The following is an 18,673-nucleotide window of genomic DNA, read 5'->3' as shown; positions in this document are numbered from 1 at the left end:
GGCTTGACCGTGCTTACATCGATCCGCGCGGCGCGAGCTCGGTCTGCGATGCGAACCAGTTCATGATCCAGCGATAGACCCACGGAATCGGGATGATGAAGCTGCACAGGATCGCCGCCACGATGCCGCGCCAGAGAATCCCGAGCCCGCTACCCCTGAAGATGATCTCCCGACGCGTGCCCTCGATATTGCGATAGATCCAGCGCAGCTGGGCGGCCGCGACCCAGGCCCATCCGATGATGGTGATGAGGGAGATCGCGAACAACAGGTTCCAGCCGATATAGCCGAGCACCGAGCCGTTGAAGCTGAGGCCGAGCGGCTGCCCGTTGGATGCGATGTTCGCGATCATCCATTTGATCAGCATCCAGTAGAGAACGATCTGGACGATGTAGAAAGCGGTGCTCAGGATCTGGCTGCCGATGTAGCCGATCACAATTGCCAGAACGATGAAGCCGAAGAACCAGGGCACCATCGTCATTGCATTGCCGGTGAAGGACAGGTTCGGCCGCCCCGGGACCCTGACACAGGACACGATCCATTTCGTGTACCAGACGAACACCCACGGCACCGGAATGACGAGGCACGAGAGGATCAGCATCACCAGCGTGCGCCAGGTGAAGTCGACGATCCCGAAATCGACCGACAGCGATCCGCCGGCGGCACTGCCGGCGCCGGTATAGGCGCCACCACCCATCATCGGCGGCCCCCCGGCCGGAATGATCGGCGGCGCGCCGCCGCCGGAGATCAATCCAGGAATTTCGGCGGCCTTCTGCCAGCCGGCCATGCCCTCGGACCACACCAGCGTATCCGCGCGCACGACGCCTTGCGCGATCAGGTCGCGGAATTGCCCCTCCGGATAGGGCCCCTGCTGCTTGCCCTCGGATGCGTAGAACCAACTCGCCATGACGCGCCCCCCCAAAATACTTATGTACCGCTCGGCCGGCGCGGGTTCACCGCATCCATGCCAAAAATGCATTGTGAGCGATGAACGGATGCCCTGTACAGAGGCGGCCGTTCACATCACCGCCCTTGGCCAAACGTTTTTCCGCTTCAATCTGCAAGTTTTTTGTGCCATTTGCCCGGAAAGATGCCAGATTGACGCATCGCCGGGGACACACGGCGGGCGCATCCCGGGGAACAGGCTGAATCATGAAACTCGTCGTCGCGATCATCAAACCCTTCAAGCTCGATGAAGTCCGTCAGGCGCTGACGGCGATCGGCGTCCACGGCATGACCGTGACCGAGGTGAAGGGCTATGGCCGCCAGAAGGGCCACACCGAGATCTATCGCGGCGCGGAATACGTCGTGAACTTCCTGCCCAAGCTGCGGATCGAGATCGCGGTGGCCTCCGACGTCGCCGAGAAGGCGGTCGCGGTGATCACTGCCACGGCGCGCACCGGTCAGATCGGCGACGGCAAGATCTTCGTCACGCCGATCGACCATGCGCTGCGCATCCGCACCGGCGAGACCGACAGCGACGCGCTCTAGCTCCAAGTTCTTCATCGTCGATCGCACCGGCAACGACGCCACAGCGTGCGACGCCATCACTATGCCGGGGAAAATGACATGGCGGGATTGTTGCGCCGCGTAGCCGCTATGGCTGCGGCAATCGGATTTGCGTTGGTTGCGGCTGCGCCGGCGCGGGCCGCGACATCAGAGATCAACACCGCCGACACCGCCTGGATGATCGTCGCCACCGCGTTGGTGCTGATGATGACGATCCCGGGACTGGCGCTGTTCTATTCCGGCATGGTGCGCAAGAAGAACGTGCTCGCGACCATGGCGCAGAGCCTCGCCGCGGTGACGCTGATCTCCATTCTCTGGGTGGCGTTCGGCTATTCGCTCTGCTTCGTCGGCGACGGCCCATGGCTCGGCTCGCTCGACCGCTGGTTCCTCGCCGGCATGACCATGGACAGCGTCAGCCCGGCAGCGAAGACGATCCCGGAAGCGCTGTTCATGCTGTATCAGATGACGTTTGCGATCATCACGGTGGCGCTGGTCGCGGGCTCAGTCGCCGACCGGATGCGGTTCTCCGCCTACCTGCTGTTCTCGGTCGCCTGGTTCATCTTCGTCTACATTCCGCTGGCGCATTGGATCTGGGGCGGCGGCTTCCTCAACAGCATGGGCGTGCTGGATTTTGCCGGCGGCCTCGTCGTGCATCTGTCGGCCGGCACCGGCGGGCTCGTCGCGGCAAAGGTGATGGGACGGCGGCACGGCTATGGCACCGAAAACCTCTCGCCGTTCGATCTGTCGCTGGCGGTGGTGGGCACCGGCCTGTTGTGGGTCGGCTGGTTCGGCTTCAACGGCGGCTCGGCGGGCGCGGCCAATTCGCGCGCGGTGATGGCGATCATCGCAACGCATCTGGCAGCCTGTTCCGGCGCGCTGACCTGGGGCGCGATCGAATGGTCGACGCGACGCAAGCCCTCCGTGCTCGGCATGATCTCGGGCGCGGTAGCCGGCCTTGGCACCATCACGCCGGCCTCGGGCTTTGTCGCACCGTGGCACGGCATCGTCATCGGCATCGCCGCAGGCGCAGTCTGTTACTGGGCCTGCACCTGGCTGAAGCACCGCTTCAACTACGACGACTCGCTCGACGTGTTCGGCGTGCACGGCATCGGCGGGCTGACCGGCACGCTGCTCGCCGGCGTATTCGCCACCAGCGCGATCGGCGGCACCGCCGGCCTGCTCGAAGGGCATCCGCAGCAATTGCTGATCCAGCTCTACGGCGTCGCCGTCACCTTCGCCTGGTCGGCGGGCGTGAGCTTCATCCTGCTCAAGCTGGTCGGCCTGTTCGTGCCGTTGCGCGTGTCGCGGGAGCACGAGCTCGAGGGGCTCGACATTTCACAGCACGGTGAGGCGCTTCAGTAAGGGACTTGCGTAACACATAAGCCCGTGCTTATGTGTCGGCATGATCGAAGCCGACATCTTCAAGGCGCTGGCCGACCCGACCCGCCGCAAGGTCTTTGAGAAGCTCGCCGGCGGCAGCCTGAATGCGAGCGCCTTGCGCGACGGCCTGGAGATCAGCCAGCCGGCGATGTCGCAACATCTTTCAGTGCTGCGCGCGGCAGGTCTCGTGCGCGAGCAGCGGCAGGGCCGCTTTGTGAATTACGAAGTCGATCCCGAAGGAATTCTCGCCATCGGGGCCTGGCTTGCGCGCTACCGCGCCTATTGGCCGAAGCGCATGGACGCACTCGCCGACCTCCTGAAGGAGATGGATCAATGAGCGACGCCGCAAAACCTGATCCCTCCGAAGACGCCTTGATAGTCAAAGAAGCCTTGGTGCTCGAGTTTGAATTCGATGCACCGCCTGCAAAAGTCTGGCGCGCGGTGACGATTCCCGAATTGCGCGAGCGCTGGCTGCCGGATTGCGACCTGGCCGGCACTGAACCTGAAACATCGATTCCCGGCGCAGAGGTGCGCTACCGGATGCGCGATTCCGAGCCGCCGTTCCGCGAAAGCCAGGTCATCTTCAAGATCGAGCCGAACGTGTCAGGCGGCACGCGCTTTCGCATCATTCAGCAGGCCTGCGCCAAGCTGCCGCAGCCGGCCAACAGCAATTGCTGCCTGATGCGCGCGGCAGCCTAACCACCAACAAACTTCATCACCTCTAGACATGGAGGTCGCCGATGCGCGACATGCTTCAGCTCGTCCCCATGGTCGTCGAACAATCCGCGCGCGGCGAACGATCTTTCGACATCTATTCGCGCCTCTTGCGCGAGCGCATCATCTTCCTCAACGGCGAGGTCAACGACGCGATGTCGGGCCTGGTCTGCGCACAGCTGTTGTTTCTGGAAGCAGAGAATCCGAACCGGCCGATCAATCTCTACATCAATTCCTATGGCGGTGTGGTCACCTCCGGCCTTGCGATGTACGACACCATGCAGTTCATCAAGGCGCCGGTGCATACGCTGTGCATGGGCACGGCGCGCTCGATGGGCTCATTCCTGCTGATGGCCGGCGAGCCCGGTCACCGCGCCGCGCTGCCCAATGCCAGCCTTCACGTGCATCAGCCGCTCGGCGGCTTCCAGGGTCAGGCGTCCGACATCCTGATCCATGCCAACGAGATGCAGGAAACCAAGCGGCGCATCATCCGCCTCTATGCGCAGCATTGCGGCCGTAGCGAAGCGGAGGTCGAGCGGACCCTGGACCGCGATCACTTCATGACCGCCCAGCAGGGGGTTGAATGGGGCTTGGTCGACCGGGTGTTCACGGAACGCGCCCCCGCCTGATTATCCTTGGTCGGTTCCGACCATCCTGTAAGCAGCCGAAGGTCGCGCTCTATCTTCTGCAGCGCAGCGGCGCCCTTCGGTGAGTCTCTCCCTGTAAGAAAATACCTTTCTGCTGCCCGACGCGTGAGCAACATTGTGTCGGCAGCCTGTCCTGCCTGTATTTTGATCAGCCATGATCACGTTTTGAGCGCGACGTATTGGCGCACTGCAACGCAATACAAGCTGGGCGCGAAAACACCCGTTTTCATAGTCCGTTAGGCAACCCGGCCGATCTGGCACGGCATTTGATTCTAGGGGGCGTGGCTGTGCCCGCGTAGTGAAACGTCTCCCTCGTGGCGAACCAGTCGAGAAACGCCCGGCCACGTCCGGACCGGGCCCAAGCGGGGATAGGACCCATGAAAATTGTTATGGCGATTATCAAGCCATTCAAGCTGGAAGAAGTCCGTGACGCCCTGACCGCCATTGGCGTTCACGGTCTCACGGTGACGGAAGTCAAGGGATATGGCCGGCAGAAAGGCCATACGGAAATCTATCGCGGCGCCGAATATGCCGTGAGCTTCCTGCCCAAGATCAAGATCGAAGTCGCTGTCGCCTCCGAGCAGGTCGACAAAACCATCGACGCCATCACGTCCGCTGCGAAAACCGGACAGATCGGCGACGGCAAGATCTTCGTCATCAACCTCGACCATGCGGTCCGCATCCGCACCGGCGAGGCCGACGCCGCGGCCCTTTGATTTCGCGCTCAACCAAAATTCAATCAGGAGTAAATGCAATGACGTTTAAGCGTCCCTATGGCGCGGGATTGGCGGCTCTCGCAGTCGGCCTTTTCGCTGCGACCGCAGCCTATGCCGAGCCAACGGTCAACAAGGGGGATAACGCCTGGATGCTGACATCGACAGTCCTCGTGCTGTTGATGACGATCCCGGGTCTCGCGCTGTTCTACGGCGGCCTCGTTCGTTCCAAGAACATGCTCTCGGTCCTGATGCAGGTGTTCTACACTGTCTGCGTCGTCACCGTGATCTGGGCCGTGTACGGCTACAGCCTCGCCTTCACCGGCGGCTCCGACTTCATCGGCGGCTTCTCCAAGGCCTTCATGATGGGCGTCACCACCGACTCGAAGGCCGCAACCTTCTCGGTCGACGCCAACATCTCGGAGCTCGTCTATGTGTGCTTCCAGATGACCTTCGCGGCGATCACGCCCGCCCTCATCGTCGGCGCCTTTGCCGAACGCATGAAGTTCGCGGCCGTCGCGCTCTTCATCCCGCTCTGGGTCACGCTGATCTACTTCCCGATCGCGCACATGGTCTGGTACTGGCCCGGCCCGGACGCGATCCAGGACGCGGCCAAGGCTCTGGCTGCTGCGGGTGATGCGGCGGCGAAGACCGCGGCTCAAGCCAAGCTCGACGAGATCAACGCCGACGCCGGCTGGATCTTCAAGGCGGGCGCGATCGACTTCGCGGGCGGCACCGTGGTGCACATCAACGCCGGCATCGCCGGCCTGGTCGGCGCCCTCTTGATCGGCAAGCGCGTCGGTTACGGTAAGGAGCTGATGGCTCCGCACTCGCTGACCATGTCGATGATCGGCGCCTCGCTGCTCTGGGTCGGCTGGTTCGGCTTCAACGCCGGCTCCAACCTGGAGGCCAACGGCGGCGCTGCGCTCGCCATGACCAACTCCTTCGTCGCCACCGCAGCCGCCGCGCTGTCGTGGATGTTCGCGGAGTGGATCGTGAAGGGTCATCCGTCGGTGCTCGGCGTCATCTCCGGCGCTGTCGCGGGCCTCGTGGCCGTCACGCCTGCCGCCGGCTTCGCCGGCGTGATGGGTGCGATCGTCCTCGGTCTCGTGGTCGGCGTGGTCTGCCTGTTCTTCTGCACCGTGGTGAAGAACGCGCTCGGCTACGACGACTCGCTCGACGTGTTCGGCGTGCACTGCATCGGCGGCATCGTCGGCGCCCTCGGCACCGGCATCCTGGTGAACCCGGCTCTCGGCGGCGCCGGCATCATCGACTACACCGCGATCCCGCCGAAGGTTGCCGATTACGACTTCGCTGCGCAGATGCTGTCCCAGCTCAAGGCGGTCGGCACCACGCTGGTGTGGTCGGGCATCGGTTCGGCGATCCTCTACAAGGTCGTCGATGTGATCGTTGGCCTCCGCGCCAATGTCGAGACCGAGCGTGAAGGCCTCGACATCACCGAGCACACCGAGCGCGCCTACAACATGTAACGTCTCCTCCCGGCCGCGATCTTCTCCGGAAGATCGCGTCCACTCCTACGGTTTGGGGCACATACCCGGCAATGCCCCGACCGTTGAGGGGCTCCAGCGCAAGTTGGAGCCCCTTTTTTTGCAAGATTGCTTTTAGGTCCGGCGACCTAAGAAAGGCATTGCCATTCCAGATTGCCGGCGCAGAAATAACGACCACAACGAATAACAACACGGGAGGTCGTCATGCGCTTGGAAGGCGGATGCTATTGCGGCGAGGTGCGCTACGTGGCCGAGGGCGATCCGATGATGCAGGGGCAATGTCATTGCCGCGAGTGCCAGTACATCTCAGGCGGCGCACCCAACACCTTCATCGCGATGCCGGCGAACGGCTTCACCTACATCACTGGCCAGCCCAAGCAGTTCACCCGCAAGGACCTCGAGCGCGCCGTCACGCGCGATTTCTGCCCCGAGTGCGGCACCCATCTCGTCACCAAAATACCCGGCCTGCCGGCCGTCGTGGTCAAGGTCGGCACGCTGGACGACCCGGAACAATTCCAGCCGCAGGTGGCGATCTACACCTGCGACAAGCAGGAGTTCCACACGATCCCCGCGGGGATGATGACATTCGAGAAGCTGCCGGGGCATTAAGCCACCATGACGGTGCGCTCCCTCCCCCGCGTGCCTTGCGGGAGAGGTGACCAGGCCGCCATCCCGTTGTTATCCGGCCTCATTTTTCCGGCTCTGGACGGAGCGGCCCGCCGATGGTTAATCGCGTCTTAACCTCGCCCTATCTATGGTGAACTGAACCGCTTTCCCGCCGGCGCGCAGCGCGCGACCGGCCGTTCCGAGAGTACTGGCGCCCAGAATGGTCATGACCGCTTCATCCCGTGCGCCGCAGGCCAGTGGAAGCTCCGACAACCAACGCTCGCCCTTCGTCCGGCTGAACGAGCTGCTGGCTCCGCATGAGCCCGGCAAGCCCTTGATTTCGCTGGCTGTCGGCGAGCCGCAGCATCCCGTGCCCGACTTCGTCGGCCCGGTGCTGGCCAAGCACATCGCCGATTTCGGCCGTTACCCGATGAACCAGGGCATGGAGCCGTTCCGCAACGCTGCGAGCGCCTGGCTGTCGTCGCGTTTCAAGCTGCCGCGCGCGCTCGACCCCAAAAGCGAGATTCTCGTGCTCAATGGCAGCCGCGAGGGGCTGTTCCTCGCCGCGATCGCAGCGGTGCGCTATGTCGGGCCGAAGCCCGGCAAGCCCGCGATCCTGATGCCGAACCCGTTCTATCCGGTCTATGGCGCCGGCGCTGGCGCAGCGGCTTGCGAGCCGGTCTATCTGCCGACCACGGTCGAAAACGGCTTCCTGCCCGATCTCGATGCCATCGACGAGGCTACGCTGGCGCGCACCGTGGCGTTCTATCTGGCCTCGCCCGCCAACCCGCAGGGCTCGGTCGCCTCGCGCGATTATTTCACCCGCCTGAAAAGCCTCGCCGATCGCTACAACTTCATGATCCTCAGCGACGAGTGCTATTCGGAGATCTACACCCGTCAGGCGCCGGGCAGCGCGCTCGAATGCGCAGGGCCCGATTTCACCCGCGTCGCCGCGTTCCAGTCGCTGTCGAAGCGCTCCAACCTGCCGGGCCTGCGCGTCGGCTTCACCGCCGGCGACAAGACGTTCATCGGCAAGTTCCTGGAGCTGCGCAACATCGCAGCGCCCCAGGTGCCGGTGCCGCTCCAGCATGTCGCGACCGTCGCCTATGGCGACGAGGCGCATGTCGAGGAGAACCGCAGGCTCTACCGGATCAAGTTCGATCTCGCCGACCAGATCATCGGCAATCGTTACGGCTATCGCCGGCCTGATGCCGGCTTCTGCGTCTGGCTCAACACGTCAGAGATCGGCGACGATGTCGCCGTGACTCTGAAGCTCTTCAGGGAGGCCGGCGTGCGCGTGGTGCCCGGCTCCTATCTGGCGCGGCTTCAGCCCGACGGCTTCAATCCCGGTGCCGGCTACATCCGCCTGGCGCTGGTGCAGGACAGTGAGACCACGGCGCAGGCGCTGCACCGGCTGGTCGAAACTCTGGGTTAGGCGGGGCCCATGAGCATGTCGGCAATCGAACGTGTGATTCCCCTGGTCGGCCATCTGCCGCCTTCGATCCGCGAAGCGCTGAGCCGGCGTTTGCGCGAGCTGACCGGCTTTGGCCTGGTCACGCTCTCGGGCGTCGCATCCGCCGCTTTGATGACCTGGTCGGTGCAGGACCCGAGCCTCAGCCACGCGACCTCACGGCCGATCCACAATGTCCTCGGCTATGCCGGCGCCATCGGCGCCGACCTCGCGATGCAGATTCTCGGCCTCGGCGCCATCATGCTGATCCTGACGGTCGCGGTGTGGGGCTGGCGCATGATGACTCACCGCCCGTTCGACCGCGAGGCGCTGCGGCTCGGCTCATGGATTCTCTGCACGGTGATCGCGGCGGGCTTTGTCAGTTGTTGGCCGCATGGCGGCGCCTGGCCGCTGCCGACCGGGCTCGGCGGCGTCGTTGGCGATGCGCTGGTGCGCGCGCCAGCGGTGATCTTCGGACCGCCCGGCGCGATCTATCGCATCGTGCTCGGCGCTATCCTGTTCGTGGCGCTCACCGCAACCTTCCTGATCGCCTGCGGGCTCGGCGCGCGCGAGCATGACGAGGAACTTGCGGAGATCGAGGACGACGACAAGCCGCTCGAAGACGGCGAGGACAGCGATCGCGGTTCGGTGTCGCTGGGCTTTCTGTTCCACGCGCTGATGAGCACCAAGGCACGCCTGATCTGGCTTTGTGGGGCTGCTTATCGCTCGCTGGTTTCAAGCGGCAGCAAGACCAAGCCGGTTTCGTTCAGTCGGCAGGAGCCCAATCTTGGTGGCAGCCGCGCCGCGCCCTCGATCTCGCCGCAGGCCGCGGACGAGGACTACGAGGACGAGCACGACGAGCAAGAAGTCGAGGAGGAGGAAGAAGAGGAAGAGGCGCCCGCGCGCACCTCGCGCAAGAAGGCTGCGCCGAAGGCGGCGCCCAAGAAGGGTTCCGACAAGTTCGATCTTCCCTCCGTCTCCATGCTGGCCGCGCCGAAGGCCGGCGATCGCCAGCCGCTCAGCAAGGCTGAGCTCGAGACCAATTCGCGCTCGCTCGAAGGCGTGCTGCAGGACTTCGGCGTGCGCGGCGAGATCGTGAAGGCCAATCCGGGTCCCGTCGTCACGCTGTACGAGCTGGAGCCCGCACCGGGCATCAAATCATCCCGCGTGATCGGCCTTGCCGACGACATCGCCCGCTCGATGAGCGCGCTGTCGGCACGCGTCGCGGTCGTGCCCGGCCGCAACGCCATCGGCATCGAGTTGCCCAACGCGCATCGCGAGAAGGTCTATCTGCGTGAGCTGCTGGTGGCGAAGGAAGCCACCGACACGGTCGCGAAGCTGCCGCTCTGCCTCGGCAAGACCATCGGCGGCGACCCCGTCATCATCGATCTCGCACGCACGCCGCACATGCTGATCGCCGGTACCACCGGCTCCGGTAAGTCGGTTGCGATCAACACCATGATCCTCAGCCTGGTCTACCGGTTGCGCCCCGATCAGTGCCGGTTGATCATGGTCGATCCGAAGATGCTCGAACTCTCCGTCTATGACGGCATTCCCCATCTGCTCACGCCCGTCGTGACCGACCCGAAGAAGGCGGTGGTCGCGCTGAAATGGGCCGTGCGCGAAATGGAAGAGCGCTACAAGAACATGGCCAAGCTCGGCGTGCGCAACATCGACGGCTACAACACGCGCCTGCTCGAGCTGAAAGCCAAGGGCGAGGAGCCGACGCGCACGGTGCATACCGGCTTCGACAAGGAGACCGGCAAGGCGATCTACGAGGAAGAGAAGCTCTCGCTCGATCCGCTGCCCTACATCGTCATCATCGTCGACGAAATGGCCGACCTGATGATGGTCGCCGGCAAGGACATCGAAGGCGCGGTGCAGCGCCTCGCGCAGATGGCGCGCGCCGCCGGCCTGCATGTGATCCTCGCGACACAGCGTCCGTCGGTCGACGTCATCACCGGCACCATCAAGGCGAACTTCCCGACCCGCATCGCCTTCCAGGTCACCTCCAAGATCGACAGCCGCACCATTCTGGGCGAGATGGGCGCCGAGCAGCTGCTCGGCCAGGGCGACATGCTCTACATGGCCGGCGGCGGCCGCATCAGCCGCGTGCACGGGCCGTTTGCCTCGGACGAGGAAGTCGAGAAGGTGGTGCGTCATCTCAAGACGCAGGGCCAGCCGGAATACCTGGAAGCAGTCACAGCCGAAGAGCCGACCGAGGACGAAGATGGCGGCGCCGTGTTCGACGCCAGCGGCATGGGTGCGGATGGTGGCGGCGATCTGTTCCAGCAGGCCGTCGCGATCGTCAAGCGCGACCGCAAGGCCTCGACCAGCTACATCCAGCGCCGCCTGCAAATCGGCTACAACCGTGCTGCATCGCTGATGGAGCGCATGGAACTGGAAGGCATTGTCGGACCTGCCAATCACGCCGGCAAACGCGAGATTCTGGTCGAGGAAGAAGACAGTCATATGTGAGGCAAGGAGCGACCCACCCGCCTCCGAATGCTATTGTCACGCAAATTCGATCTCTGCTTTTGCCCGAAATCACGCTAAAACGGCGCCAGCCACGTTAGGACGACGCGTTGACCAGACATCCGGACCTTGGATTCGCAGCCTCTCTCGCCGCGCGCAGCGCGCGCGTGGCCGGCGTGCTTCTCGTCACCGCCGCGACGATGACCGTAGCCTCGGTCGCGCAGACGGTCCCCGTGCCGAAGCCGGCGCCGAAGGCGCGTGACGCCGCTCCGCCGTCGGGCGGACCGGCGATCTCAGGCGCAACACAAGCGCCACCGAATCCGATCATTCCGGATCCGCGCCGCAACGTGCCGAGCAGCATCTTCCAGACCTTCGACGACAAGCAGAAGGCGCAGGCGGCCAAGGTCAGTGCGTATCTGTCATCGCTGTCGACGCTGGTCGGAAATTTCGTCCAGGTCGGCCCCGACGGCAGCAAGACGCAGGGCGATTTCTACATCCAGAAGCCGGGCAAGATGCGCGTCGAATATGATCCGCCGAGCCCGATCGACATCGTCGCCGATGGATCCTCCGTCGTGGTGCGCGATCGCAAGCTTGCGACGCAAGATGTCTATCCGCTGTCGCAGACGCCGCTCCGCTTCCTGCTGTCCGATCGCATCGACCTGATGAAGGACACCAACGTCGTCAACGTCTCCGCCGACGACCTCTTCATCAGCGTCACGATCGAGGAGAAGCAGGCGCTGGTCGGCACCAGCCGCCTCCTGCTGATGCTCGGCGCCAAGGACGGCCAGTTGAAGCAATGGACCGTGACCGATCCGCAAGGCTACGACACCACATTCGCGGTCTACAATCTGGATACGACCAAGAAGCTCGATCCGAACATGTTCAAGATCGACTTCACCAATTACAACGTGCCGTCGCCGGGTTGACGGTGCCGCAGGGTGGGCAAAGGCGCAACGCGCCGTGCCCACCATCCTTCCGTGATGGATACGGATCGTGGGCACGCTTCGCTTTGCCCACCCTACGAAACCTCGCCTGTGGACAGGCATTTCGCCCAAGCCAATCCATGCTAAGACGCAACTCCCATGCGTCTGTCCCTGACAACCTGGAACATCAATTCGGTGCGGCTGCGCATCGATCTGGTCGCGAAATTTCTCAAAAGCGCGCGGCCGGACGTGCTGTGTCTGCAGGAGACCAAATGCATCGACGATGCCTTTCCGCTGAAGCGCTTCAAGCGGCTCGGCTATGAGCATGTCGCGCTGAACGGACAGAAGGGCTATCACGGCGTCGCCATCGTCTCGAAGATACCGTTCGAGTCCACCGATATCCGCACCTTCTGCGACAAGGTGGATTCGCGCCATATCTCGGTGTCGTTCGGCGAGAAGGCCAATATCGCAAAGCCGCTCGTGCTGCATAATTTCTACGTCCCCGCCGGCGGCGACATTCCCGATCCGGCGCTGAACGAAAAGTTCGACCACAAGCTTCGCTTCCTCGACGAGATGAAGGCCTGCGAGCCGCTGCATCCGCGCGGGCAGGATCGTCACATCCTGGTCGGCGATCTCAATGTCGCGCCGCACGAGAACGACGTGTGGTCGCACAAGCAGCTGCTGAAAGTCGTCTCGCACACGCCTGTCGAAACCGAAAAGCTGAAGGCGGCGCTTGAGGCCGGCGAGTGGGTCGACGTCGCACGCGACCGCATTCCGATGTCGGAAAAGGTCTACACCTGGTGGAGCTATCGCTCCGCCGACTGGACCGTCGGCGACCGCGGCCGGCGGCTCGACCACATCTGGGTCTCGCGCGCGCTGAAGGACGCGGTGCAGGATTTCAAGATATTACGCGATGCCCGCAGCTGGGAGCGGCCATCGGACCACGTGCCTGTGACGGTGACGCTGGAGGTGTGAGCGCCCGGCGTCATTCCGGGGCGCGCGTAGCGCGAGCCCGGAATCCATTGAGCGACACAAACGGTGGATGAATGGATTCCGGGCTCGCGACTTCGTCGCGCCCCGGAATGACGGGTGGAGAGAGCTACGTACTCAGCTTCGAACCGGCCATCAGAATATCGCTGGCGATCTGGCTGGAGCGGATGGCGAATTCGTCGCGCAGGCGCACCGCGGCGGCGGGATCGCTCTCGAGCACGCGCTGAAACAGGCTGCGTGCGACGCGGATGACGGAGGAGTTCTCCAGCGCCACCGCACCCGACGGCCGCTTCATCGGCACGACCAGAGCGAGCTCGCCGATCAGCGTGCCGGGACCTGCGATCATCTCGGCGCCGGCGCCGTCATCGACGCGAAAGGCGCCGCGCTGGACCACGAAGCCGGCGTCGGCATCGTCACCGATTTTGAACAGGATATCGCCGCGGACGAAGTCGCGCTGCTCGGAGCCGATCGCCAGCATGCGCAACGAGGCGTCTCCCAACAGGCGCAGTGTCGGGACACGCTCAAGCAGCGCTACGTCATCGTCGATTGACATTCCGGTCCGAGGCTCGAGGAACGCGCCAATTTACGACGAATCGCGCGTATCCGGAACGTATCACGGCACCAGCTTGTAGCCACCGGCTTCCGTGACCAGGATCTCCGGGTTGGCGGCATCCTTCTCGATCTTCTGGCGGAGGCGGTAGATGTGGGTTTCCAGCGTGTGGGTGGTGACGCCGGAATTGTAGCCCCAGACCTCCTGGAGCAGGGTCTCGCGCGAGACCGGCATCTGGCCGGCCCGGTAGAGGAAGCGCAGGATCGCCGTTTCCTTCTCGGTGAGGCGGACCTTGCGGGCATTGGCCGCGGTCAGCATCTTGGAGCCGGGGCGGAAGGAGTAGGGGCCGACCGAGAACACCGCGTCCTCGCTGGCCTCGTGCTGGCGCAGCTGGGCGCGGATGCGGGCGAGCAGCACAGCGAAGCGGAAGGGCTTCGCGACATAGTCATTGGCCCCTGATTCCAGGCCCAAAATCGTGTCGGAATCGGTGTCGTGCCCCGTCAGCATGATGATCGGCGCCTTGAAGCCGCCTTTGCGCAGGGAGCGGACCACCTCGCGGCCGTCGGTGTCGGGGAGGCCGACATCCATCAGAACAAGATCAGGGGCGTTGGCTTTTGCGGCGCTGGCGCCCTTGGCGCCGGTATCGACGGCGGAGGCTTCAAACTCTTCGTGTAGCGATAATTGCTCCACCAACGTATCGCGCAGATCGGTATCGTCATCCACGATCAGGATCTTGCGGGCATTGGCCATGGGGGATCATCCTTTTGGAGTCCGGCGAGGCGCGCATGCATGCGGCACCCAGCCGTGATGGGAAAGTTTAGGGGTCGCTGTTTTTATTGTTGTTCGTGTTGAAGTAGTGGGCTGCTACCGATTCACAAGCCGGAACCACTCTAACCTAGAATAGCAGGACGGTTCGATGAATGTCCTGTAATGAATTCGACATCGCGATTTCACATGAAAAACAAAGCTGTGTCAGTTAGTTACACCGGGAATCGAGGCAACGGACCACTGTCCGCGATCCGCGTTAAGCCTGCCGCCGGGAATCCGCGCAGGGGCTGGCTGACGGCCGGCGGCCTGACAATTCCGGTGGCGCTGGGGCGCGGCGGCATTCTGGCCAACAAGCGCGAAGGCGATGGCGGCACTCCCAGGGGCAGCTTTCGGCCCCGGCAATTATGGTGGCGGGGCGACCGGCACAGCCGTCCCAGGACGTTTCTGCCGGCGCGCATCATCACCGACACGGACGCCTGGTGCGAGGATCCCGGCGACCGCCATTACAACCAGTGGATCCGGCGCGGGCAGGGCGAGGGCGGTGACCGGCTGAAGCGCGCCGACCATCTCTATGACTTCATCATCGAGATCGATCACAACACATGCCCGCGCATCGCCGGCCGCGGCAGCGCGGTGTTCCTGCATCTGGCGCGCGACAATTTCGGCCCGACCGCAGGCTGCGTCTCCATGACACGGGCGGCCATGCTGCAGCTGCTGCGGCGGATAGGACCAAGAACAAGAATCATCATCGGGTGAGGACACATGCTCGACAAGAATCAGATCGAAGCCGCTTCGCGTGTCCTCGTTCAACATTGGCGTGACGGCAGCAAGCTCGACGCGCTGGAGGCGCGGCTGCGGCCGCGGAGTAGGGCCGAGGCTTACGCCGTGCAGGCCGTGCTCGAAACCCAATCGCTCGGAAGCCTGTTCGGCTGGAAAATCGCAGCCACGAGCGAAGCCGGGCAGAAGCACATCAATGTTGCAGGGCCGCTGGCCGGCCGCATCATGAGCGAGACCGTGATCGCCGATGGCGGCACCGCCTCGATGACGGGCAATGCCATGCGCGTCGGCGAGCCGGAATTCTGCTTCCGCATGGGACGCGACCTGGCGCCGCGGTCTTCGCCCTTTGGCGCCGATGAAGTGCTTGCCGCCGTCGACACCTTGCATCCCGCTATCGAAATTCCGGATTCACGCTTCAGCGATTTCACCAGCGCCGGCGAGGCGCAGCTGATCGCCGACAATGCCTGCGCGCATCTGTTCGTGCTGGGGCCGGCGGCGATTGCGAGATGGCGCGCGATCGATCTCGTCGAGGAGCGGCCGCAGATCACGCTGCGCGGCGAGCGTTATCTCGGTCACGGCAAGAACGTGCTCGGCGATCCCCGCGCCGCGCTCGCCTGGCTCGCCAACGAACTGCGCGAGCTCGGCATCACCTTGCGGGCAGGGCAGGTGGTGACGACAGGCACCTGCCATCCGCCGCTGCCGATCCAGGCTGGCGATCATTTTGCGGCGGATTTTGGTGTGCTGGGGAAGGTGTCGGTGGGTTTTGTGTAGATGCTTCCTCGTCGTCGTCCTGGCAAAAGCCAGGACGACCCGAAATAACTATCGATGCCCGAAGATCGCGCTGCCCACGCGCACATGGGTGGCACCCAGCATGATGGCGGTCGCATAATCCGCGCTCATGCCCATCGAGAGGTTCGTCAGGCCGTTGCGCGCGGCGATCTTGGCGGTGAGCGCGAAATGCGCCGCGGGCGGCTCATCCACCGGCGGGATGCACATCAGGCCTGATATCGTCAGGCCATAGGTGTCGCGGCAGCTCTTGAGGAAGGCGTCGGCCTCGCCGGGTGCGACGCCGGCCTTCTGCGGCTCCTCGCCGACGTTGATCTGGACGAAGAGTTGCGGGTGCTTGTTCTGGGATTCGATTTCTTTGGCTAACGCTTGGCAAATGCTCGGACGATCGACCGAATGGATCGCATCGAACAGCGCGACCGCCTCCTTCGCCTTGTTGGATTGCAGCGGACCGATGAGATGCAGTGCGATACCAGGGTAAGCAGACGTTAACGCTGGCCACTTGGCTTTGGCCTCCTGCACGCGATTCTCCCCGAACACGCGCTGTCCGGCGCCGATGACCGGCATAATTGCATCCGCCGAGAACGTCTTGGACACCGCGATCAGCGTCACCGAGGCGCGATCGCGCCGCGCGTCCTTGCAGGCGCGTGCAATTTCCGCCTCGACCGCGGCGAGCGCATTTGATGAATCGCCGGTTACCGGCGCGGCGTTGTTGTCTGTCATGATGTCGGTTGGGCCGTGACTTCAGGAGGTAGTTCCAATTTTACCGAGTTCAAGAAAGGCTTTTTGAACCCTTCGCTTTACCTTGCCCGTGGGGTGGGTAACGAAGATGGCAAACGTCAGTTTCAACCGCAAGCGCGTAAAACTCAAGCAGGTCCTCGGCATCAGGGCCCGGCTTGCGTTGCTCGCGGTGATTCTGGTCGCGCCCTTGATGCTCGAGCGGATCCGCTCGCTTGAAGACACCCGCACCAAGCAGATCGCGCAGGCCACGGCCGAATTCACCACCGTCGCGCGGCACAGCGCCGATGCGCAGCGTGAGGTGATCTCGTCGGTCGAGACCATCCTGAAATCGGAAGCCTTCATCCGCGCCTCCGCAGGCGGCGTCGGCAAGAGTTGCGACGTGCTGCGCGCGAGCCTGCCGACCAGCCTGCCCTGGATCCGCACACTCCTGATCGCCGGCCAGGACGGCCGCATCCAGTGTGCGACCAACAACATGTATGTCGGCCTCGACCTCTCCGACCGGCCTTATTTCCAGCAGGCGCAGGAGACCGGCCGGTTCGTGCTGTCCGACTTCATCCTGTCGCGCCCGGTGCAGGCACCGACCGTCATGGCGGTCTATCCGGTCTCCGCGTTCAGCGGCGTTGCGGACGCTGTCGTGCTCGCGACCGTCAATCTCGACTGGATGTCGAAGGTGATGAACAATCTCGGCGGCCGCGTCGGCATTACCGCGGTGCTGGTCGACAGCACCGGCACCGTGCTGGCCGCACCCGCCGACCAGCACAGCGCCGTCGGACGGCCCCTTGACGACATGCCGCTGATGTCGGCGATCGCCGACCTGGCCTTGCGCTCGAACCAGGACGAAGGCTCGTTGTCGTTCCTCGCCGCCGACGGCTCGCAGCGCGCGGTCAGCTTCATCCGCATCGCCGGCACCAATGCCCGCCTGATCGCCAGCATCGACGAAGACAAAGTGTCCGCGGCGGTGAGCCGCGACATCCGCACCGCCTATCTCCAGCTCGCTTTCGTCGTGATGTTCGTGCTGCTCGGTGCGCTGATCGCCGCCGAGAAGCTCGTGATCAAGCCGATCGAAATGCTTGCCGACATGGCCAAGCGTCTCGGCGAGGGCGATCTGTCGGCCCGCGCCGCGCGCAAGAGCCTTCCTTCCGAATTCGTGCCGCTGGCGCGCGCCTTCAACGCGATGGCGGCGCAGCTCAGCCAGCGCGAACGCGAGCTGATCGCGACCAATGATCGATTGACGGTGATGGCATCGATCGACATGCTGTCGGGCCTCGCCAACCGCCGCGGCTTCCAGAGCCGTCTCGACTTCGAATGGATGCGCGCGCAGCAATATGGCAGCGAGCTGGCGCTGCTGATGATCGACGTCGACCATTTCAAGCTGTTCAACGACACCTACGGCCATCTCGAAGGCGATTCCTGCCTGACGCGCCTCGGCGAGTCGCTGTCCGACATCGCTGCCGATACGATGGGCTTTGCCGCGCGCTATGGCGGCGAGGAGTTCTGCCTCCTGCTGCCGAACACCGACTTGATGCGCGCAGTCGCGATCGGCGAACAGGTGCGCGCGGCCGTGCTGAAACTCTGCATGCCGCACATCACCTCGGCCCACATGGTCGTCACCGTTTCAATCGGCGTCGCTGCGACCCGGCCGAACGAGTCGCTGCGTCCCGGCGATCTGATCGAAGCTGCTGACGCGGCGCTCTATGCCGCCAAGCATCGCGGCCGCAACAATGTCGTCGAGCACGGCGTGCAAGCGATCGAGAAAGGCACGGCGGGTATGGTGATTGCGGCGAGCGCCTAACCCGCAGCCTCGGCGCGATCGAGCTCGTTTTCCGCATCCATCAGGGCCTGCAGCCGCTCGGACGTCTCGACCACGACGGCGCTGACCTGGGGCGCGATATAGGTCTCGAACAAGTCCTGATTGGTCCTGACGTCGAAGGGACGGTTGTGGTCAATCAGCAGGTCGATGGCGTTGCGCAGGTCATTATGGCTGCCGGCGTAGTTACTGGAACCCGATCGCAAAATTGGCCAGCGTCGGCGGGAATCCGTTGCTCGGCCATGGTCCGCACCGGCCCGTCCGGCGACGGACACGGCATAGTCGTAGTCGGGATCGTCGAAATCTGAGGCCATTGCCAGACGCGGGGTACA

Annotated in this window: 21 protein-coding genes; 15 read left to right on the top strand and 6 right to left on the bottom strand. The window is 63.9% G+C overall.

Going from position 1 to position 18,673, the window contains the following annotated elements:
* Nucleotides 1–13 precede the first annotated feature (13 nt).
* Together XH98_RS25515 and XH98_RS25510 are read right to left on the bottom strand one after the other, a co-directional pair.
* A complete protein-coding gene (locus XH98_RS25515) occupies nucleotides 14–904 on the bottom strand; it encodes a DUF4339 domain-containing protein (protein WP_271620262.1) in 891 nt (296 codons plus the stop codon).
* 46 nt (nucleotides 905–950) lie between these two features.
* Nucleotides 951–1,172 carry a hypothetical protein gene (locus XH98_RS25510; RefSeq protein WP_271600202.1) on the bottom strand — a complete coding sequence of 74 codons (222 nt, stop codon included), beginning with the start codon at nucleotides 1,170–1,172 and terminating at the stop codon, nucleotides 951–953.
* On the opposite strand from XH98_RS25510, the gene XH98_RS25505 reads away from it, so the two are divergent.
* The 12 genes from XH98_RS25505 (at nucleotide 1,150) to xth (ending at nucleotide 12,897) form a co-directional block, all read left to right on the top strand.
* Nucleotides 1,150–1,488: a P-II family nitrogen regulator gene (locus XH98_RS25505; protein ID WP_057752475.1), complete on the top strand. Its 339-nt coding sequence runs from the start codon at nucleotides 1,150–1,152 to the stop codon at nucleotides 1,486–1,488. The genes XH98_RS25510 and XH98_RS25505 overlap by 23 nt on opposite strands.
* Before the next feature lie 78 nt (nucleotides 1,489–1,566).
* The gene (locus tag XH98_RS25500) at nucleotides 1,567–2,868 is read left to right on the top strand and encodes an ammonium transporter (RefSeq protein ID WP_271600203.1); all 1,302 of its coding nucleotides are present in this window, start codon (nucleotides 1,567–1,569) and stop codon (nucleotides 2,866–2,868) included.
* Between the two features lie 40 nt (nucleotides 2,869–2,908).
* On the top strand, nucleotides 2,909–3,223 hold the full coding sequence (locus tag XH98_RS25495; RefSeq protein WP_271600204.1) for an ArsR/SmtB family transcription factor: 315 nt from the start codon (nucleotides 2,909–2,911) through the stop codon (nucleotides 3,221–3,223).
* Nucleotides 3,220–3,585, top strand: coding sequence for an SRPBCC family protein (locus XH98_RS25490; protein ID WP_271620261.1), 366 nt, complete (start codon nucleotides 3,220–3,222; stop codon nucleotides 3,583–3,585). The genes XH98_RS25495 and XH98_RS25490 overlap by 4 nt, the downstream gene beginning before the upstream one ends.
* A 41-nt stretch (nucleotides 3,586–3,626) precedes the next feature.
* Complete coding sequence (locus tag XH98_RS25485) at nucleotides 3,627–4,229, top strand: ATP-dependent Clp protease proteolytic subunit (protein WP_057752487.1); 603 nt, start codon at nucleotides 3,627–3,629, stop codon at nucleotides 4,227–4,229.
* Between the two features lie 395 nt (nucleotides 4,230–4,624).
* On the top strand, nucleotides 4,625–4,963 hold the full coding sequence (locus tag XH98_RS25480; RefSeq protein WP_027535364.1) for a P-II family nitrogen regulator: 339 nt from the start codon (nucleotides 4,625–4,627) through the stop codon (nucleotides 4,961–4,963).
* A gap of 38 nt (nucleotides 4,964–5,001) precedes the next feature.
* Nucleotides 5,002–6,450 (top strand): ammonium transporter, encoded by a 1,449-nt coding sequence (locus tag XH98_RS25475; protein WP_057752493.1) that lies wholly within the window; start codon nucleotides 5,002–5,004, stop codon nucleotides 6,448–6,450.
* Nucleotides 6,451–6,672: 222 nt separating this feature from the next.
* A complete protein-coding gene (locus XH98_RS25470) occupies nucleotides 6,673–7,077 on the top strand; it encodes a GFA family protein (RefSeq protein ID WP_271620260.1) in 405 nt (134 codons plus the stop codon).
* A 217-nt stretch (nucleotides 7,078–7,294) separates the two neighbouring features.
* The gene (locus XH98_RS25465; RefSeq protein WP_271620259.1) at nucleotides 7,295–8,509 is read left to right on the top strand and encodes an aminotransferase class I/II-fold pyridoxal phosphate-dependent enzyme; all 1,215 of its coding nucleotides are present in this window, start codon (nucleotides 7,295–7,297) and stop codon (nucleotides 8,507–8,509) included.
* A 9-nt stretch (nucleotides 8,510–8,518) separates the two neighbouring features.
* Nucleotides 8,519–11,002, top strand: a complete 2,484-nt coding sequence (locus XH98_RS25460; protein WP_271600209.1) for a DNA translocase FtsK — start codon at nucleotides 8,519–8,521, stop codon at nucleotides 11,000–11,002.
* A 164-nt stretch (nucleotides 11,003–11,166) separates the two neighbouring features.
* The gene (locus XH98_RS25455; protein ID WP_271600375.1) at nucleotides 11,167–11,925 is read left to right on the top strand and encodes an outer membrane lipoprotein carrier protein LolA; all 759 of its coding nucleotides are present in this window, start codon (nucleotides 11,167–11,169) and stop codon (nucleotides 11,923–11,925) included.
* Between the two features lie 156 nt (nucleotides 11,926–12,081).
* The gene (gene xth / locus XH98_RS25450; protein ID WP_271600210.1) at nucleotides 12,082–12,897 is read left to right on the top strand and encodes an exodeoxyribonuclease III; all 816 of its coding nucleotides are present in this window, start codon (nucleotides 12,082–12,084) and stop codon (nucleotides 12,895–12,897) included.
* Between the two features lie 124 nt (nucleotides 12,898–13,021).
* Here the strand turns inward: xth and XH98_RS25445 are convergent, their stop codons facing one another.
* Both XH98_RS25445 and XH98_RS25440 read right to left on the bottom strand, forming a co-directional pair.
* The gene (locus XH98_RS25445) at nucleotides 13,022–13,465 is read right to left on the bottom strand and encodes a cyclic nucleotide-binding domain-containing protein (protein ID WP_271620258.1); all 444 of its coding nucleotides are present in this window, start codon (nucleotides 13,463–13,465) and stop codon (nucleotides 13,022–13,024) included.
* Between the two features lie 60 nt (nucleotides 13,466–13,525).
* Nucleotides 13,526–14,212: a response regulator transcription factor gene (locus XH98_RS25440; protein WP_007598630.1), complete on the bottom strand. Its 687-nt coding sequence runs from the start codon at nucleotides 14,210–14,212 to the stop codon at nucleotides 13,526–13,528.
* A 204-nt stretch (nucleotides 14,213–14,416) separates the two neighbouring features.
* On the opposite strand from XH98_RS25440, the gene XH98_RS25435 reads away from it, so the two are divergent.
* Nucleotides 14,417–14,986 carry a L,D-transpeptidase family protein gene (locus tag XH98_RS25435; protein ID WP_271600211.1) on the top strand — a complete coding sequence of 190 codons (570 nt, stop codon included), beginning with the start codon at nucleotides 14,417–14,419 and terminating at the stop codon, nucleotides 14,984–14,986.
* Nucleotides 14,987–14,992: 6 nt separating this feature from the next.
* Complete coding sequence (locus XH98_RS25430; RefSeq protein ID WP_271620257.1) at nucleotides 14,993–15,778, top strand: 2-keto-4-pentenoate hydratase; 786 nt, start codon at nucleotides 14,993–14,995, stop codon at nucleotides 15,776–15,778.
* A 48-nt stretch (nucleotides 15,779–15,826) separates the two neighbouring features.
* Here XH98_RS25430 and XH98_RS25425 read toward each other — a convergent pair whose 3' ends face one another.
* A complete protein-coding gene (locus XH98_RS25425) occupies nucleotides 15,827–16,516 on the bottom strand; it encodes a YggS family pyridoxal phosphate-dependent enzyme (protein WP_271600213.1) in 690 nt (229 codons plus the stop codon).
* 106 nt (nucleotides 16,517–16,622) lie between these two features.
* Here XH98_RS25425 and XH98_RS25415 point away from each other — a divergent pair, with 106 nt between their 5' ends.
* Nucleotides 16,623–18,326: a diguanylate cyclase domain-containing protein gene (locus XH98_RS25415; RefSeq protein WP_271620256.1), complete on the top strand. Its 1,704-nt coding sequence runs from the start codon at nucleotides 16,623–16,625 to the stop codon at nucleotides 18,324–18,326.
* Here XH98_RS25415 and XH98_RS25410 read toward each other — a convergent pair.
* Nucleotides 18,323–18,655, bottom strand: coding sequence for a hypothetical protein (locus XH98_RS25410; RefSeq protein WP_271620255.1), 333 nt, complete (start codon nucleotides 18,653–18,655; stop codon nucleotides 18,323–18,325). The two genes, XH98_RS25415 and XH98_RS25410, sit on opposite strands and share 4 nt — an antisense overlap.
* Between the last annotated feature and the right edge of the window lie 18 nt (nucleotides 18,656–18,673).

Source organism: Bradyrhizobium sp. CCBAU 51745, from assembly GCF_028128715.1.
GTDB classification, from domain to species: Bacteria; Pseudomonadota; Alphaproteobacteria; order Rhizobiales; family Xanthobacteraceae; genus Bradyrhizobium; species Bradyrhizobium manausense.
This window is presented reverse-complemented; position numbering and strand designations above follow the sequence as displayed.

Excerpts from the sequence above, each read along its gene's own strand:
- XH98_RS25495 (WP_271600204.1), top strand. The coding sequence starts at position 2,909 with ATGATCGAAGCCGACATCTTCAAGGCGCTGGCCGACCCGACCCGCCGC.
- XH98_RS25490 (WP_271620261.1), top strand. The coding sequence starts at position 3,220 with ATGAGCGACGCCGCAAAACCTGATCCCTCCGAAGACGCCTTGATAGTC.
- XH98_RS25515 (WP_271620262.1), bottom strand. The coding sequence starts at position 904 with ATGGCGAGTTGGTTCTACGCATCCGAGGGCAAGCAGCAGGGGCCCTAT.
- XH98_RS25505 (WP_057752475.1), top strand. The coding sequence starts at position 1,150 with ATGAAACTCGTCGTCGCGATCATCAAACCCTTCAAGCTCGATGAAGTC.
- XH98_RS25510 (WP_271600202.1), bottom strand. The coding sequence starts at position 1,172 with ATGATCGCGACGACGAGTTTCATGATTCAGCCTGTTCCCCGGGATGCG.
- XH98_RS25470 (WP_271620260.1), top strand. The coding sequence starts at position 6,673 with ATGCGCTTGGAAGGCGGATGCTATTGCGGCGAGGTGCGCTACGTGGCC.
- XH98_RS25460 (WP_271600209.1), top strand. The coding sequence starts at position 8,519 with ATGAGCATGTCGGCAATCGAACGTGTGATTCCCCTGGTCGGCCATCTG.
- XH98_RS25485 (WP_057752487.1), top strand. The coding sequence starts at position 3,627 with ATGCGCGACATGCTTCAGCTCGTCCCCATGGTCGTCGAACAATCCGCG.
- XH98_RS25430 (WP_271620257.1), top strand. The coding sequence starts at position 14,993 with ATGCTCGACAAGAATCAGATCGAAGCCGCTTCGCGTGTCCTCGTTCAA.
- XH98_RS25415 (WP_271620256.1), top strand. The coding sequence starts at position 16,623 with ATGGCAAACGTCAGTTTCAACCGCAAGCGCGTAAAACTCAAGCAGGTC.
- XH98_RS25480 (WP_027535364.1), top strand. The coding sequence starts at position 4,625 with ATGAAAATTGTTATGGCGATTATCAAGCCATTCAAGCTGGAAGAAGTC.
- XH98_RS25410 (WP_271620255.1), bottom strand. The coding sequence starts at position 18,655 with ATGGCCTCAGATTTCGACGATCCCGACTACGACTATGCCGTGTCCGTC.
- XH98_RS25475 (WP_057752493.1), top strand. The coding sequence starts at position 5,002 with ATGACGTTTAAGCGTCCCTATGGCGCGGGATTGGCGGCTCTCGCAGTC.
- XH98_RS25500 (WP_271600203.1), top strand. The coding sequence starts at position 1,567 with ATGGCGGGATTGTTGCGCCGCGTAGCCGCTATGGCTGCGGCAATCGGA.
- XH98_RS25445 (WP_271620258.1), bottom strand. The coding sequence starts at position 13,465 with ATGTCAATCGACGATGACGTAGCGCTGCTTGAGCGTGTCCCGACACTG.
- XH98_RS25435 (WP_271600211.1), top strand. The coding sequence starts at position 14,417 with ATGAAAAACAAAGCTGTGTCAGTTAGTTACACCGGGAATCGAGGCAAC.
- XH98_RS25425 (WP_271600213.1), bottom strand. The coding sequence starts at position 16,516 with ATGACAGACAACAACGCCGCGCCGGTAACCGGCGATTCATCAAATGCG.
- xth (WP_271600210.1), top strand. The coding sequence starts at position 12,082 with ATGCGTCTGTCCCTGACAACCTGGAACATCAATTCGGTGCGGCTGCGC.
- XH98_RS25440 (WP_007598630.1), bottom strand. The coding sequence starts at position 14,212 with ATGGCCAATGCCCGCAAGATCCTGATCGTGGATGACGATACCGATCTG.
- XH98_RS25465 (WP_271620259.1), top strand. The coding sequence starts at position 7,295 with ATGGTCATGACCGCTTCATCCCGTGCGCCGCAGGCCAGTGGAAGCTCC.